Here is a 14,789-nt window from a genome sequence, read left to right on the forward strand (position 1 = left end):
TCAGAGCCAGTCGTGTTCGCGGGCGTAGCGCGCCGCGTGGTGCCGGGTCCGGGTCTGGGTCTTCTGCATCGCGTTCGACAGGTAGTTGCGCACGGTGCCCTGCGCGAGGTGCAGCCGGCCCGCCATGTCGGCGACCGAGAACCCTTCGGCGGTCGCCCGCAGCACGTCGATCTCGCGGTCGGTGAGCGGACAGTCGTCGACGACGGCGAGCGCGGAGACGTCCGGGTCGATCCAGCGCCTGCCCTCGTGCAGGGCCTTGATGACCGTGGTGATGTGCGCCGGTTCCGCCGATTTGCTGACGAAGCCCTGGACGCCGAGTTTCAGCGCCTTGCGGAGCACACCGGGCCGGGCGTGCCGGGTCAGCATGAGGATCACCTGCTCCGGCCGCGCGCGGCGGATCCGCTCGACGGCGCCGAGCCCGTCCACCCCGGGCATTTCCAGGTCGATGACGAGCACGTCGGGCTCGTGCCGCAGGGTGGCGGCCACGGCGTCCTCCCCGTCCTTGGCCTCGGCGAGCACGGTGATCTCGCCTTCGAGCGGCAGCAGTGCCGCCAGTGCCTTGCGCAGGAGTGCCTCGTCGTCGGCGAGCACCACGGTGGTCACGATCGTTCTCCCGCGGTCCGGGGCACGGGGCCGGCGGGCGGGAACGTCGCGGCGGTCAGGAAGTACCCGTTCTGCAGTGTCACCTTCAACTCGCCTCCGTTGTCCGACAGTCGTTGCCCGAGGGTGGAGAGCCCGTTGAGCTCCGGCAGCACGGATTCCCGCGCGCCGTCGTTGACGATGGTGATCCCCGACCTCGTGAGCGTGATCCGCACCTGCCTGGCCTGCGCGTGCCGCAGGATGTTGGTCGTCGTCTCCCGCAGGACCTGGCCGAGCAGCTCGCCCGCGCGGTCGTCGATCTCGGCCTCGCGGTCGACACGCACGTGGATACCCGCGGCCTCGAAGAGGTTCTTCGCGTTCTCCAGCTCCGTCGACAGGTTGAGCCGCCGCTGCGCGTAGGCGAGTTCCTTGGTCTGGGTGATGGTGTCGCCGACCAGGGCGTGCACCTCGCGCAGTTCCGCGCGCGCTTGGTCGACGTCGTGTTCGAGCAGCTTTTCGGCCAGCGTGACCTTTAGCTTCACCACGTGCAGGGTATGGCCCTGGATGTCGTGCAGGTCGCTGGCGAACCGCATCCGTTCCCGCATGACGGCCAGCTCGGCTTCCCGGTCCCGCGACTGCTCCAGCTCTCTCATGAGGTCGAAGATCCGCTGGCTGGCGAACATCAGCCCGGTGGCCACCACGACGGTGAAGGCGGAGAAGACGACGTACTGGAGCACCACGGCGAGGCCGGGCTCCCGCACCACCACCAGCCGCGTCGCGCCCGCCGCGGCGACGAAGGCGGCCAGCGCCAGCGTCGCGCGGCCCCGGTAGCGGGGCAGCGACGGGATGGCGGTGGGGCCGACGACGGAGATGCCGTAGAACGCCGTCGGGCAGCCGGCCAGCGCGCCGAAGAGCCACACCCCCGCGGCGACGGCGAGGCAGGGCACCGCGACGCGGGGGAAGTCGTCCGCCGTCCAGCGTTCGGTGCCCACGACGGCGGCCACCACGCCCAGGCTGAGGACGACGGCCTGCCACCAGGTCCTGCTGTCGATCACCACCACCAGCGCCCCGACACAGACGAGTGGCGGGAGCGTGGAGACGAGGTTGATCCGGCGCAACCGGGCCTTGGCCGGGCCGGTGCGCTTGAAGATCACCGGGCGGAACGACCTCACCGGTCGTCGTCCGGGTGCCGGTTGAGCAGGGCGAGTGGCGGGATCGCCAGTGCGCTGCCGACGGTGAGGGCCGCGGCCGTCCACATCAGCCACGAGTTGCCGTCGAGCCAGGACTCCATGCGGTCAGGGTAGAGGCCGAGTCCGGCGTGGTGGAGCAGGAACACCACGCAGACCAGGAGAGAGACGATCATGACGATCGTGAGCACGACGCGCGGAGGTCTGGTGTTCATCGTGGCTTTCCATTTCGGACAGTGGAGTCGCCGTCCAGCATTCCGCGCCGGGCGCGCGGTCACCAGTGACACCGTGTCATGACTTCACTCGCAGGAATGTCACGGTGAAGTGGTGACACAGGCGCACTGGTAGCCGGGCGCGGGGACCGCTGGAATCGTCGGCATGTCCTCGACACCGGTCATCGACGTTGAACGTCTGAATCTCACCTACGGCGACTTCCACGCCGTGAAGGATCTGTCCTTTCAGGTGGCGCGCGGGGAGTTGTACGCGCTGCTCGGCACGAACGGGGCGGGAAAGACCTCGACCCTGGAGACCGTCGAAGGTCATCGCGCCGCCACCTCGGGCACCGTGCGGGTCTTCGGGCAGAGTCCGCGCGACCGCCGCGCCGTGCGGCCTCGGATGGGCATCATGTTGCAGGAGAGCGGTTTCTCCCCGGACCTGACGGTGCGGGAGTCCGTCCGGCTGATCGGCGGGCTCACCGAGCGGACCGACCGGGTCGACCGCGTGCTCGGCGTCGTCGACCTCACCCGCAAGGCGAGTACGAAGGTGGCCCAGCTCTCCGGCGGTGAGAAGCGGCGGCTCGACTTCGCCACCGCCGTGTACGGGTCGCCGGAGCTGATCTTCCTGGACGAGCCCACCACCGGGCTGGACATCCGGTCCAGGGACGCGCTCTGGGACGCGGTGGACAGGCTGCGCGAGGACGGGACCACCATCGTGCTCACCACGCACTACCTCGAAGAGGCCCAGCAGCGCGCCGACCGCGTCGGGCTCATGCACCGGGGCACTTTTCACCGGGAGGGCACCGTTTCCGAGCTGACGCGGACCCTGCCCTCCACCATCGGGTTCGTCCTGCCCGCCCACGCGCCCGCGCCGCCGTTGCCCGCCACGCGCGAAGGTGACGGGCGCTTCCTCGTCGAGACCTTCGGGCTGCAGAAGGATCTGCACACCCTGCTCGGGTGGGCACAGGACAACGCGCTGGAACTGCGGGACCTGCGGGCCGGGCCGACCCGGCTCGACGACGTCTTCCGCGCCATCGGCGCCGAATAGCACATTCCCTTTCCAGAACAGGAAATTTCCCATGTTCTCCATCGCTCGCGGCGAGCTGGTCCAGATCTTCCGGAACCGGCTGGTCCTGCTCACCACCCTCGTTCTCCCCGTGGCCTTCAGCGCGATGTTCATCTATCTGCGCGAAACCTTCGAAAAGGTGGCGAGCCTCGGGTACATCGCCGCGCTGGTGCTGTTCTTCGTGGTCGCGATCGGGCTCTACACCACCGCGGTGACCACGTTGGCCTCGCGCAGGCAGAACCTTTTCCTCAAACGGCTGCGGTCCACCGCGGTCAGCGATCGCGGCATCCTTTCCGGGCTGCTGCTGCCGATCACCGTCATCACCGTGGTCCAGGTCGCGGTGATCCTGATCGTGCTGGCCTCGGCCGCCGGCGCGCCGAGCAACGCGCTCCTGCTGGTGGTGGCGGTTCTCGCGGCGGTGCTCATGATGCTCGGCCTCGCACTGGCCACGGCGGGCGTGACGAACTCGCCGGAACACGCACAGGTGACCACGCTGCCGGTCACCATTGGCGTGCTCGGCGTGGCCGGTTGGGTCGGTATCAGCGGCACCGAAAAGCTCGCCGTGCTCAAGCGGATGCTGCCCGGCGGGTCGGCCACCGAACTGGTCCTCAACGCCTGGAACGGCGGTGTCCGCGTCTCGGACTCCCTGACCCTGCTGGGCCCGACGCTGGCCTGGGTGGTCGTGGCGGGAGTACTGGCCCGGCGGTTCTTCCGCTGGGAGCCGCGTCGTTGACGGACGCGTGCCGAGGGACGCCTTCGGTGCGTTGGACGCGCCGAGGGACGCCCTTGTCGCGGCCAACGCACCCAGGGCCTCCCTCGGTGCTCAGGCGGGCGGCGTGTCGGTGATGACGTCGGCCAGCCGGTGCAGCTGGGCGGCGAGCTCCCGGCGTTCCTCCGCGGTGAACCTGCTCAGCGCCCGGTTCTGCCGTGCACGGAGGTCGGCGCGCACCGCGTCGAGGCGGCGGACGCCGTCGCCGGTGAGGCTGATCAGCACCTGGCGTTCGTCGTCGGGGGAGCGGCGCCGGGTCACCACGCCCTTGGTTTCGAGCTGTTTGAGCATGCGGGTGGCGGTCGAGACGCTGACCTCGGCGGCGGTGGCGAGCCTGCCGACCGGCAGGCCCGGCTCGTCCGGTGTCTCGGCCAGCGGCCCGAGCAGGGCCAGCTGGGCCAGGGACAGTCCGCCGTCGGCCTGGCCGACGGTTGCGGCCCTGGACCGGCGCATGGCGTAGAACAGCCGGTCCGCGGCCCGCGCCAGTTCCTCGGTGCTCGTCTTCCGCATGAGCGCGAGCCTAGCCTGTGCAATATTTGGCAAGCTAACTTTTGGGCAGGCAACGACATGGAACGGATCGACGGCCACCAGCACCTCGGTCCCCGGAGTGGGCACGGCTCCTGGACCCTCGCGGCGAGGCCCAGCGCCGGCCCCGCCGACCGGTGTGTTCACCGAAGGCGCCGGGCGCGGGCTTCCCCGACCATGACCGGGTCGAGGTCCGGGTATGTCTCGTCGGCGCGGGCCCAGAAGACCGCCGCCACCTCGGGCTCCCCTCGGGTGGCGGCGACGTTGCCGAGCCCGGTGTAGGCGCGGGCCGTCTCGTAGGCGCTCCCGCAGGCCAGCGCGCGGGTGGCGGCGTCGTGGTAGGCGGCGGTCGCCCGGTCGTGCCGGTCGGTGTGGAACCACGCCCAGCCGAGACAGTTCTGCGTCATGGCGGCGTCGAGGGCCAGCCCGAGCTCGTCGAACACCGGCAGCACCTGCTCGGCGAGGGCGGCCGCGTCGGTGGCTCGTTCGAGTGCCGTCAGCGTGAGCGCGATGCCCCTGGTGGTGATCGCCGCGTTGCGGCGGTTGCCGGTCCGCTCGTAGTGATCCCTGGCGATCCGCAGATCGCGTAACGCGTTCTCGTGCTCGCCCTGGTAGTGCAGGGCCCACGCGTGGTGGGCCAGCACGGTGTGTTCGCCGTGCTCGTCCCCGAGTTCGCGGTACACCCCGAGTGCTTCGCGGTAGCGGGCGGACGCCTCGTCGAGTTCGCCGCGGTCGACGAGTGCCACGCCGAGGTTGGCCGTCATCGTCGCGAACGCCCACCGGTTTCCGAGCGTCGTGGCGGACGCACGTGCCCAGCGGTGCGTCGCGATCCAGGGATCCCACAGTTTGCTGGTGAAGAAGAACCCGCGCAGGAAGAACGCCAGCTGCCAGCACCGTTCGTGCTCACCGCGCTCGGCGGCCGCCCGGCACAGGGCGACGAGGCCCGGCCACTCGGCGCGGTACCAGGCCAGCGCCATCTCGTCGTCGTCGAGCCGGACGGGCGCCGGGACGTCCTCGCCGAAGGCGATCTCGGGCCGGAAACGCTGGGGAGTGGTCAGGCAATCCGCTTGGGCGGCGCTTCGCACGGCGAAGGCGGCGAGCCTGCGGAAGGCCGCGGCGCGGTCGGGCTCGGGCACGTCGGCGAGCACGGCTTCGCCGGAGAACTCCCGGAGCAGGTCGTGAAAGCCGTACCGCTCCGCCTCGGGCTGCGTGAGGAGGTACATGTCGTGCAGCCGTTCGAGCGCCCGGTCGGTCTCGCGCAGGGAAAGCCCGCTCAGCGCGCTCGCGGCGTGGACGTCGAAGTCGTCGCCAGGGTGCAGGGCCAGTAAGCCGAAGAGCCGGGATTCGACGTCGCCGAGCCGTCGCGCGGAGAGCTGGAACGCGGCGGACATCGCGCGCTCGCCGTCGTCCAGCTCGCCCAGCCGGTCGGCCTCGGCACCGAGCCGCCTCTCCAGCGTTTCGAGCTGCCAAGTGGGATGGGCCCGCAGCCGGGCCGCGGCGATCCGGATCGCCAGCGGGAGCCTGCCGCACCGATCGACCACCCTGGCGACCGGATCGCCCGGCGGGTTCCCGGTGAGCGCCCCGAACAGCTCGGCGGCGGCGGGCGCGGACAGCACGTCGAGGGAGACGTGCCTGGCCTCGTCGAGCGTGGTCAGCCGGGACCGGCTGGTGATCAGGACCCGGCACTTCGGCTCGGCGGGCAGCAATGGCCGGACCTGGGCGGCGTTCGCCGCGTTGTCCAGTACCAGCAGCAGGCTCCGGCCGCGGAGACAGGAGCGGTACAGCGCGGCGCGGTCGTCCGGATCGGCCGGGATCCGTTCGGCCGGGACGCCGAGCACCCGCAGGAGACGGTCGTGCACGACGGCGGGCGCGGCCGCGGCTTCTCCCGCGTCGTAGCCGTGGAGGTTCACGAAGAGACAGCCGTCGGCGAATCCGGTTTCGAGGCGGTGGGCGCAGCGGACGGCCAGTGCGGTCTTACCGACGCCACCCATGCCCGAGACCACGCAGATCCCGCCGTCGGCCTCGAGGGCGTCCCGGACCAGCCGCAGTTCGGTGGCGCGTCCGACGAAGTCGGGGGTGGCCGGAGGCAGGCCGGACGGGCGGACGTCCGGCCGGGTGCGCCGGCGCACCGGTTCACGGGGCAGGAGCGGGACGAGCGTGCCGGGGACGCCGAGCTCCGACTCGCACAGGGCGGCCAGTGCCGGGTTCGGCGTGGCCGCCCCGGTCTCCACTTTGCTCAGGTAGCCCTTGCTGTAGTGCGTGCGCTCCGCCAGTTCGGTCAGGGAGAGCCCGGCGGCGCGGCGGCGGCGCCGGAGTTCGGCGCCGAAGGTCGCTCGTTCGCTCATCAGCTCCCATCCTCGTCGCACGTTCAGTATGGCCGCGCGGAGCGGGCCGCGGTACCGGCTGATGACGGCCCGCGGGCCGGTCGGATCCTCGGAGCCGACCGGCCCGCGAGAACGCGGGGTGTGGTTTCGCCACATATCCGGCCTCAGCCGAAGGAGCGGGTCAGCAGGGTCAGGATCAGTCCGAACACGTCGTGGGTCTGCATGTCACAACACCTCCTTTCCGGTGGCGCCGACCACGGCGGAGGCGCGGTTCCCCAGCACCCTCCCGGCCTGGCCGCCGAGCGCCGTTCCCCCCACGAGAACGGCGATCACCAGCCAAAAGGGCAGCCGGATGAGCATGGAAAACGAGCGCATGATCTTCATCGCGACTCCTTCGACGAGAGCGTGCCGGTACGGCACTGCGAAAACGGGATGTCCACCGTGGTCTTCGGTGTTTCGCCGCGAATCGTTGCGGCCCACCAAGAATGCGGTTGGTGGTAAGTGGCTGACAACGGGTTTCCTGTTTCCTCTCCCGGCGGGAAAGGAAACCGCGACATAACGATCGCGAATGTGCCCCGGCGCCCGGCTGGACACCGCGATCGGTGTTGACGAGGATTGGCAGCCGTGCTGAGCTGCTCGGGGAGGGAACGGTGAACGTGAGCGCGAAGGACGTGGTGGAGGAACTGAAGCTGGTGCGCAAGGGACGGGGCGTTTTCGCCGATGACCTCGGTGATCGGGTGGGACCCGCGTTGCGAGCGCTCTGCGGTATTGCCGACGGCGAGGACGTCGCGGAGATCCGGCGGAAGCTTTCCACGTGGTTGCGTGGTCCTATCGCACAGTTGCCGACCGACCTGCGCATCACATTGCTCGCGGCTTACGGGCTGCACAGCCAGGCACAGCGTCAGTTTCTGCGGGACCGGGTGCTCTGGGTCGCCGAAGAACTGGAGCGGGACGAGCGGACGATCAACCGGCGGATCAAAGAGGGCACGCAGCGGGTCGCGGAGCTGGCCGTCCAGTCCGAACCCGCCGTGGAACCGCCTTCCCCGGGACGTGGCTGGCACACCGAGTGGCTGGGCACCACGCTGGCGCTCGATCAGCCGGTGCCGGAGGTGGTCGAGACCCGCCGGATCGTGGCCGACGTCGACGGCGTCAGTGATATCGACCTGGCGTTCACCCTGACCACGCCAGACCCGCGCGGGCCCGCGGTCGAGGAGCCGGATCTGCGGGCTCATGTCTTCCGGGGAGCCCGGCTCGTCCGTCGGGAGATGGAGTCCAGCGACCGGGCCAAGCTGTCGCTCCGGCTGCCCGCGCCGCTGCGCCGAGGGGATCGGCACGAGATCACGCTACGGTTCCTGGCCGTGTTTCGGTTCCCGCACTACGTGTGCGTGCCGCGGCATCCGATCGAGTCCTTCGAACTGCACGTCCGGTTCGCCCGGCCGATGCCCGAGGAGATCGTCCGGCTGGACCGGGTGTTCCAGAACGACGCGCTGAACCGGTCGGTCCGGGGGACGGCACTGGAACCGGACGACGCCGGGGAGGTGCACCTGCGGTTTCGGCAGCTGACCCCCGGCTTCGCCTACGGGGTGCGCTGGAACGTGCCGGAAGCGGTGTGAGGCGCTACCGGCTGCTCAGCGCGACGGCTTCGTCCGCGGCGAACCGGATCTCGGACCGGCTCCTGGCGAGGGTGACAGCGATCGCCGGGTGTCAGGTCGGCTTCGCGCCGGGGCCCGACCGCGGTGGCAGGTGGGGAAGCGGTCCCAGCGGCGGGGCGATGTGGCCCGGCTGTCCGGTGAGGACACGCAGCAGCGGTTCGGCTCCCGCCACGGTGAACGAGGTGACCTCGTACCGGTCGGCGGCGTGGGGCTGGAGGAACCGCGGGATACCGTCGATGCCGTGGCCGGGCAGGATCACCGGGAGGATCTTCTCCGTCCATTTCGGACGGTTCTCCTGGAGGGCGTCACGCAGCAGGGCGACCTCCCACTGCCCGCCACGGTTCCGGTCGTAGGTGCTGTCGCCGTCGCCGACCCGCCGGTAGACCTCCGAGGCCACGACGATGATGTAGTCGGCACCGGGGATGTTCCGCTGTGACCACAGCTGCCAGTCGCGGCGCGACACACCGGCCCACCGGTCGATCAGCACGGTGATCCCGTTGCCCTTGAGGAACCCGGCGAACTCCAGGACGGCCTGGCAGTGCTCTTCGGTGTCGTGGGTATAGGAGAGGAAAACCGTCGGATGTGTGGTGACCCGGCCTGCCTGCTGACTTTCCTGGAACTGCATCGAAAGGTCCTCGTCGTCCGGGCCGCCACCGCGGCGATCGTCCCGGCGAAAACGATAGCAACGCGGGTGTCCATTCGGTCGGCTGGGGATCCCGGCCGGCCGATTTGTGTGATGCCGGACAAAACCGGGCCGGTTTGGTGATTCGCCTGCGGCTGCGGTACGACTCATGACATGGTGCGTGCGTTTGTCGATCATGGCCGCGCACGGAAGGGATCGATGATCGTGGCAGAGCCGGACGAGACTTCCCGTTCACCCAAGGTTTACGTCTCCTATGCCCGGGATTCGGCGCGGCACGTCGAGCAGGTTGTGAGGTTCGCGGGCTTCCTCCGGGAGCGTGCGGGGATCGAGACGCTGGTCGACGAGTGGGAAACCGCTGCCCGGCGTGATCGGGTGGCCTGGATCAGCGAGGAATACACCGGTGCCGAGTTCGTCCTCGTGATCGTGTCGCCCGAGTACGGACGGCTCGCCGGTAGCGGCCTGACGCAGCTGGAAAACGCGTTGATCAACAACGATCTCGGCCGGGACGTGCGCGAGGCGACGCGGCGAATTCTGCCGGTGGTGCTGCCGGATCAGTCGGTCGACGACATTCCTCCGACTCTGCTTCCCTATTCCGCTACGAAATACGTAGTAGATGACCTGACTCTTGATGGAATCCGTGACCTGGTGCGCGTCATTTACGGTGCGCCGGAACACGTGAAACCGCCGCTCGGGCCCTTTCTGCCCCCGGTGCCAGGCGTCGATCCCATCGTCGTCGCCGAGCGGAAGACCACTCCAGGGCGGAGCCCGATCCTGGTACCGGGCACCGAAGCCCTCGTCGGGGACGAGCACTACCTGGTGCACGGCGACACCTTCGAGGAACGGATCACCGCGGACGGGGCGGCGGTGACCCGGTCGGCGCGGGCGCTGCGCATCGGCGCGTCGCGTGGCTACGTCTGGCTTCGTCAGGCCGAACTACGACAGCGGACCCCACTGGCCAACGCCGTCGCCGCGGCACTGGTACGCGAACATCGCCTGCTCACCGCGCCGACCGGCCGGACACCGGGGATGCCGGAGTCCGCGCGGCTGGCCGAAGAGGACGGTGTCGTGACGCTGGCGACCGGATGGCCGCCGACCCGGACCGGCGCTCCCTGCGACACGCTCGCGGTGTTCCTCCCGGAACCCGGTGAGCACCCCGATCTCCTGCGCACGCGTGGATTCCTCCGGGAACTCGCCGGGGTATGCCGGATTCTCGCGGTGATGCACGGCAAGGACACACCGCATCGGTGCCTGACGCCGGCGGGCCTGATCCGGCTCGACGACGGGCGGCTGGTGCTCCGCGATCTCGGGCTCGCCGCGGTGGCCTACGAGCCGGGGGAGGGCCCCGATCTCTACCGGGCCCCGGAACAGCGCCGGAGCCGACAAGGGCGGGCAGGCCCGTGGACCGACGTCTACCAGCTCGCCGCGGTGGCCTATCACCTCGCGACCGGGCACGTGCCCGTCCCGCCGAACCCGGTGCCGATCCACGGGCTGGTACCGGATTTACCGCGCCCGGTGGGCGAAGCGCTCGATCGCGCCCTCGCCGCCGACCCCGGCGCGCGTCCCGACGTCTCCGCGCTGGCGAGCGCCCTGCGGAACGCGTGAGGACGGTGCCGACGAACTCCCCTGCGGACAAGGAGAAACCCGCGTTGTATCCCCCAGTCGCCCTGCCCGCCCCGGTCGCACTGGTGCCGGGGCGGCCGTTGGCCGCGCGGCTCGTCCAGCACGCGGAGCGCTATCCGGGACTGCTGCCGAGCGGGGTGACCCAGCTCGTCAGCGAACTGAACGGGTATCCGCAGGGTGTCGCCGCCACAGTTGACGAGCCGCGGAACGGCGGCGACCACAGCCTGCTGCTGCACACCCGCACCTATGTCGTGCGGCTGTTCGTGACCAGGTCGGGGGACGCCTACACGGTGGCCGGGATCAACCCGATGCAGCTGGCCGACCAGCATCGGCTGGCCAGCGGGGCCCTGATGCTGCGGGCGGAATGGCACGCGAAGCTCGAGCCGCGTGAGGTCCCGCCCGGCTTTCGTGCCCAGTGGGACGTCGTGCACAACGGCTGGACGGCGCTGCGGAACCGGCCGGCGGACCGGCGCGCGGTCACCGAGCCCGGCCCGGCGCACACTCGCTACCTCGATCGGCTCGACCGGCTGATCGACGCCACGCAGCGGATCGCCGGGGAGCGGCAGAACGCGCCGGCGTCCTACCCGTACGGGAAAGTCGAGTCGGTGGCCGAACGGCGATACAGCGCCGAGGGGGTCTACGCCTTCCACATCGTAGGTAAACGCTTTCCCGTCCGGAACAAGTACGTCGGGATACGCGGTGCCCGTGACTACCGCGGCCAGGTGCGGCGAGTCGAGGGCGACCGCGTGCTCGTCCGCTTCGACCGCCTGATCGACCGGAAAGAGCTGCCCGAGCAGGGTGAACTGGAGGAGACCGCCGGCGACGTCGTGCACACCAAGCGACGTGAGGCCGTGCGCCTGCTCCGGACCCAGCGGGAACGGAACCGGTCGTTGCTGCCGGTGCTCGTGGATCATCGGCTGAAGCCGGTTCAAGACGTTTCCGACCGGCCAGGCGAGGAACTGGACGAGGATCAGCTCGCCGCCTTCCGGATGGCGCTCGGCGTCCAGGACCTCGCACTGGTGCTCGGGCCGCCGGGAACCGGGAAGACACGCACCATCAGCGAGATCGCGCGGGCCTGCGCGCTGGCACCGGACCGCGGCCCGGTCCTGGTCACCTCGCACACGAACCGGGCCGTGGACAACGTGCTGGTCAAGCTGCCGAAGGACGTCGTCGTGATCCGGGTGGGCAGCGAGGGCAAGGTCGACCCCGACGGACGGCAGTTTCTGCTGGAACAGCTGGCCGCCGATCTGCGGCGTGAGGCCATCGGCCGCGCCGAAACCGCCCTGCGCGGCTATGCCACGCTGCCCCAGGCCAGACAGTGGCTGCCGGTGCTCGCCCAGCGCACCGAGGCGATGGCGGCGGCGTTCGGCGCCCTGGTACAGGAACGGCACGAGCTGGAGCGGATCCGGTACGCGGCGGGCGGCCCGGTCCGGGACCGGATCACCGAGTTACGGGCAGGGCTCGCCGGGCAGGACCAGCTGCTGGCCCGGCGACACGGCGAACTCGGACTCCTGGTGTCGCGGGACGAGCGCGCGCGGGCGCGTCGCTGGTGGCCGCCGTTCGCCGCACTGGCCAGGGCCGCGGCCCGACGTCGTGAACGGCGGATCACGGCGTGCCGGGCCCAGTTCGACACGGCGGCCGCCGAGGCGGGCAGGCTGCGCACGGAGATCGCCACGGCCGAACACCACCTCAACGTCGTGATCCACGACGTGCCGCCGGTGCGGGCGGCGCGCCAGGCCGCCGCGCTGGCCGAACAGCGGTTCGTCGCGAGCCGGGACGAGGTCGAGCAGGCCCTGCGGGCGATCCGTTCGCTGGTGGCCGCGGTGGACGCCCTGCCCGCGGTCGCGATCGAGGGCGACCCCGCGCAGGTGCTGGACATCCTGCGGCGGCTGAACGCGTGGCTGCCGGGACGCCTCGACGTGCTCGCGGCCAGGGAGAAACTGCTCGCGGAATGGCGGGTCGGCATTTCCGGCGCGGTGGACCAGTTGTATCCCGAACTGATCCGCTACGCCGACGTCATCGGCGCGACCTGTATCGGCTCGGCGTCCCGGACCGAACTCGCCGACGTCGAATTCGACCTCGCGATCGTCGACGAGGCGGGGCAGATCGGCACCGCCGACGTGCTGATCCCGCTGGTCCGGGCGCGACGTGCGGTGCTGGTCGGGGACCACCGGCAGCTGCCGCCCTTCGTCGGGGACGGCGTCGCGGACTGGGCGGACGGGACCGGCGACGCCGAGACGACCGCACTGGTCACCAAGAGCACGCTCGAAATGCTGGTGGACGAGGTGCCCGGCAGCCACGTCGTGCGGCTCACCCGGCAACGGCGGATGCCGAGGGTGATCGCGGATTTCATCTCCGACATGTTCTACGACGGGACCCTGCGGACGATGGTCGAACGGACCCCGGACACCTCGTTGTTCGCCAAGCCGCTCGCGTTCGTCGACACCTCCGGGCTGCCCGAGCGCGAGCGCGCCGAGTCGGCCGCGCCGGGCGGCCGGAAGGGCACGGTCAACCACGCCGAAGCGCGCGTGCTCGGGGCACTCGCGGAGTACTACCACCGGCGCGGCGTGGAGTGGGCCCTGATCGTTCCGTACGCCGCCCAGGTCAAGCTGATCGCCGAGCTCCTCGGCCGGAGCATCCGCGATTCCGACGCGATCGACGGGAACATCGGGACGGTCGACTCGTTCCAGGGCGGGGAACGGGACGTGATCCTCTACGGCTTCACCCGGAGCAACCGGCGGGGAAGTGTCGGGTTCCTCGACGAACTGCGACGCGCGAACGTGGCGTTCACCAGGGCCAAACAGCAACTCGTGCTGGTCGGAGACATGGACATGCTGCTGCGCGCGACCGACACCCGGTTCCGGGAGCTGGCCACCTCGTTGCGCGATCACGTCCGCGACACCGGCGATGTCCGTAAGTACGCCGAATTCATGACCGACCTGGAAGGACTGCGGTAATGGCAGACAGGAAGCGGGTGATGCCTTATCCGAAGGAGCGGATCCTGGAGGACGCGGCGTTTTCGCGAGAGCTTGCGCCGACCCGGCTCCTCGCGCTGCTGCTGCCGGTCTGGCAGGTCGAGGTCAGGGCCACGGTCACCGACGGCAGGCCCTACGAGCTGATCGAGCGCTACATCGAGCGCGGGATCGCCGAAGGCGCGCTGGGCACGAAGGAGGAACTGGCCGCGTTCCTCGCGCTGGACGAACCGATCGTCGACCGGGCGCTGCGCTTTCTCCACGCCGTCGGCCATGTCGTGGAGCGCGAGGGCAGGTTGACGCTGACCGAACTCGGCAGGCGCTCGCAACGGGACGACAGGTACTACTTCGTCAAGCGGGAGGACCGCCGGAAACTGTACTTCGACGCGTTCGCCTCGCGTCCGCTCACCAGGTCCTATTACGACGCCGGGGCCGTGACGCTGCCGCCGGCGGACGAGGTGATGTCCCTGGTGGCGGACAGCGGGCAGCCGCCGTTCCAGATGCTCTGCAATCCGGGCGGGTTCCGCCGGGAAGCGTTGCGGGAACTGGCGAATCACACCGACCGGGAGCGCTACAACCTGCCAGTCCGGATCGAGCAGCCGGAAAGTCTCCAGGAGGATCTCGTCTATCTTCCGCTCTACGTGGTGCGTGCCGTCGATCGGCGCGGCGCCGTCCGGTATCTCGCCTACAGCCAGGCCGGCGCGGAGGCCGACCCGGAATTCACCGAACTGTGCGAGAAAACGCCCGGTATCCGCGAGGTCCTCGACATCGCGGACCTGGCGGTCGATCCGGAGCGACAGGAAAGCCAGGTCACCGAATGGTGCCGGCGGCGAGGGTTCGAACAGGTCGAACCGGTCCGGCTCGACGAGGGTGGCTGGCAGGTCACTCTTCCGGCCGAAGCGTTCGGGCCCAAACGGATACCGCACTACCGGATCGGTTCCTTCGCTGTACTGAGCACCTGTCTGCTGCGCATTCGGTGCGAGGACAAGGAGCTTCGGGAACGCGCGTTGCTGGAACGGGTCGGTTCCTACGTTACGCGCCGCTCCGGGGTCACGGCCGCCGACCTCGACGGCCGGGTCGACCGGGTCGCCCGCCAGCTGGAGCTGACCGCGGATGTGCCGGAGGTGCGGCGGATGGCGGCCGACGCCGGGGAAACCAAGCTGGCGGGTCGGCTCGACGAGTTGCTGGCCGGGCCCGTCGAGTGACAGTTTACGGACCGGGAACTGTACCGGAAATG

The 14,789-nt window shown here is 70.2% G+C and carries 13 protein-coding genes; 6 read left to right on the top strand and 7 right to left on the bottom strand.

Translation table 11 applies throughout. The features are described from left to right. From ABD987_RS10080 to ABD987_RS10090, 3 genes are read right to left on the bottom strand one after another with little or no spacing between them, the layout of a single operon-like run. Nucleotides 1-603, bottom strand: a complete 603-nt coding sequence (locus tag ABD987_RS10080) for a response regulator (protein WP_345389498.1) — start codon at nucleotides 601-603, stop codon at nucleotides 1-3. Next, nucleotides 600-1,751 carry a sensor histidine kinase gene (locus ABD987_RS10085; protein WP_345389500.1) on the bottom strand — a complete coding sequence of 384 codons (1,152 nt, stop codon included), beginning with the start codon at nucleotides 1,749-1,751 and terminating at the stop codon, nucleotides 600-602. The genes ABD987_RS10080 and ABD987_RS10085 overlap by 4 nt, the downstream gene beginning before the upstream one ends. Beyond that, nucleotides 1,748-1,981, bottom strand: coding sequence for a hypothetical protein (locus ABD987_RS10090; RefSeq protein WP_345389503.1), 234 nt, complete (start codon nucleotides 1,979-1,981; stop codon nucleotides 1,748-1,750). Before ABD987_RS10090 ends, ABD987_RS10085 begins: the two co-directional genes overlap by 4 nt. Before the next feature lie 163 nt (nucleotides 1,982-2,144). On the opposite strand from ABD987_RS10090, the gene ABD987_RS10095 reads away from it, so the two are divergent. Then, a complete protein-coding gene (locus ABD987_RS10095; RefSeq protein WP_345389506.1) occupies nucleotides 2,145-3,029 on the top strand; it encodes an ABC transporter ATP-binding protein in 885 nt (294 codons plus the stop codon). 31 nt (nucleotides 3,030-3,060) lie between these two features. Next, nucleotides 3,061-3,780, top strand: a complete 720-nt coding sequence (locus ABD987_RS10100) for an ABC transporter permease (RefSeq protein ID WP_345389509.1) — start codon at nucleotides 3,061-3,063, stop codon at nucleotides 3,778-3,780. 90 nt (nucleotides 3,781-3,870) lie between these two features. Here the strand turns inward: ABD987_RS10100 and ABD987_RS10105 are convergent, their stop codons facing one another. From ABD987_RS10105 to ABD987_RS10115, 3 genes are all read right to left on the bottom strand, one after another. Continuing rightward, nucleotides 3,871-4,326 carry a MarR family winged helix-turn-helix transcriptional regulator gene (locus tag ABD987_RS10105; RefSeq protein WP_345389512.1) on the bottom strand — a complete coding sequence of 152 codons (456 nt, stop codon included), beginning with the start codon at nucleotides 4,324-4,326 and terminating at the stop codon, nucleotides 3,871-3,873. Nucleotides 4,327-4,484: 158 nt separating this feature from the next. After that, nucleotides 4,485-6,686: a helix-turn-helix domain-containing protein gene (locus ABD987_RS10110; RefSeq protein ID WP_345389515.1), complete on the bottom strand. Its 2,202-nt coding sequence runs from the start codon at nucleotides 6,684-6,686 to the stop codon at nucleotides 4,485-4,487. A gap of 204 nt (nucleotides 6,687-6,890) precedes the next feature. Further along, entirely contained in the window at nucleotides 6,891-7,049 is a 159-nt protein-coding gene (locus ABD987_RS10115) for a hypothetical protein (protein WP_345389518.1), read from the bottom strand. Nucleotides 7,050-7,321: 272 nt separating this feature from the next. On the opposite strand from ABD987_RS10115, the gene ABD987_RS10120 reads away from it, so the two are divergent. After that, complete coding sequence (locus ABD987_RS10120; RefSeq protein WP_345389521.1) at nucleotides 7,322-8,278, top strand: hypothetical protein; 957 nt, start codon at nucleotides 7,322-7,324, stop codon at nucleotides 8,276-8,278. A gap of 91 nt (nucleotides 8,279-8,369) precedes the next feature. Here the strand turns inward: ABD987_RS10120 and ABD987_RS10125 are convergent, their stop codons facing one another. Then, nucleotides 8,370-8,942 (bottom strand): toll/interleukin-1 receptor domain-containing protein, encoded by a 573-nt coding sequence (locus tag ABD987_RS10125; RefSeq protein WP_345389524.1) that lies wholly within the window; start codon nucleotides 8,940-8,942, stop codon nucleotides 8,370-8,372. Between the two features lie 216 nt (nucleotides 8,943-9,158). Here ABD987_RS10125 and ABD987_RS10130 point away from each other — a divergent pair, with 216 nt between their 5' ends. The 3 genes from ABD987_RS10130 to ABD987_RS10140 are packed head-to-tail and all read left to right on the top strand — an operon-like array spanning nucleotide 9,159 to nucleotide 14,757. Then, nucleotides 9,159-10,562: an SEFIR domain-containing protein gene (locus ABD987_RS10130; RefSeq protein WP_345389527.1), complete on the top strand. Its 1,404-nt coding sequence runs from the start codon at nucleotides 9,159-9,161 to the stop codon at nucleotides 10,560-10,562. A gap of 44 nt (nucleotides 10,563-10,606) precedes the next feature. Continuing rightward, the gene (locus tag ABD987_RS10135; protein ID WP_345389530.1) at nucleotides 10,607-13,537 is read left to right on the top strand and encodes a DEAD/DEAH box helicase; all 2,931 of its coding nucleotides are present in this window, start codon (nucleotides 10,607-10,609) and stop codon (nucleotides 13,535-13,537) included. Continuing rightward, on the top strand, nucleotides 13,537-14,757 hold the full coding sequence (locus ABD987_RS10140; protein WP_345389533.1) for a hypothetical protein: 1,221 nt from the start codon (nucleotides 13,537-13,539) through the stop codon (nucleotides 14,755-14,757). Before ABD987_RS10135 ends, ABD987_RS10140 begins: the two co-directional genes overlap by 1 nt. Nucleotides 14,758-14,789 lie beyond the last annotated feature (32 nt).

This window comes from Amycolatopsis samaneae (genome assembly GCF_039541975.1).
GTDB classification, from domain to species: Bacteria; Actinomycetota; Actinomycetes; order Mycobacteriales; family Pseudonocardiaceae; genus Amycolatopsis; species Amycolatopsis samaneae.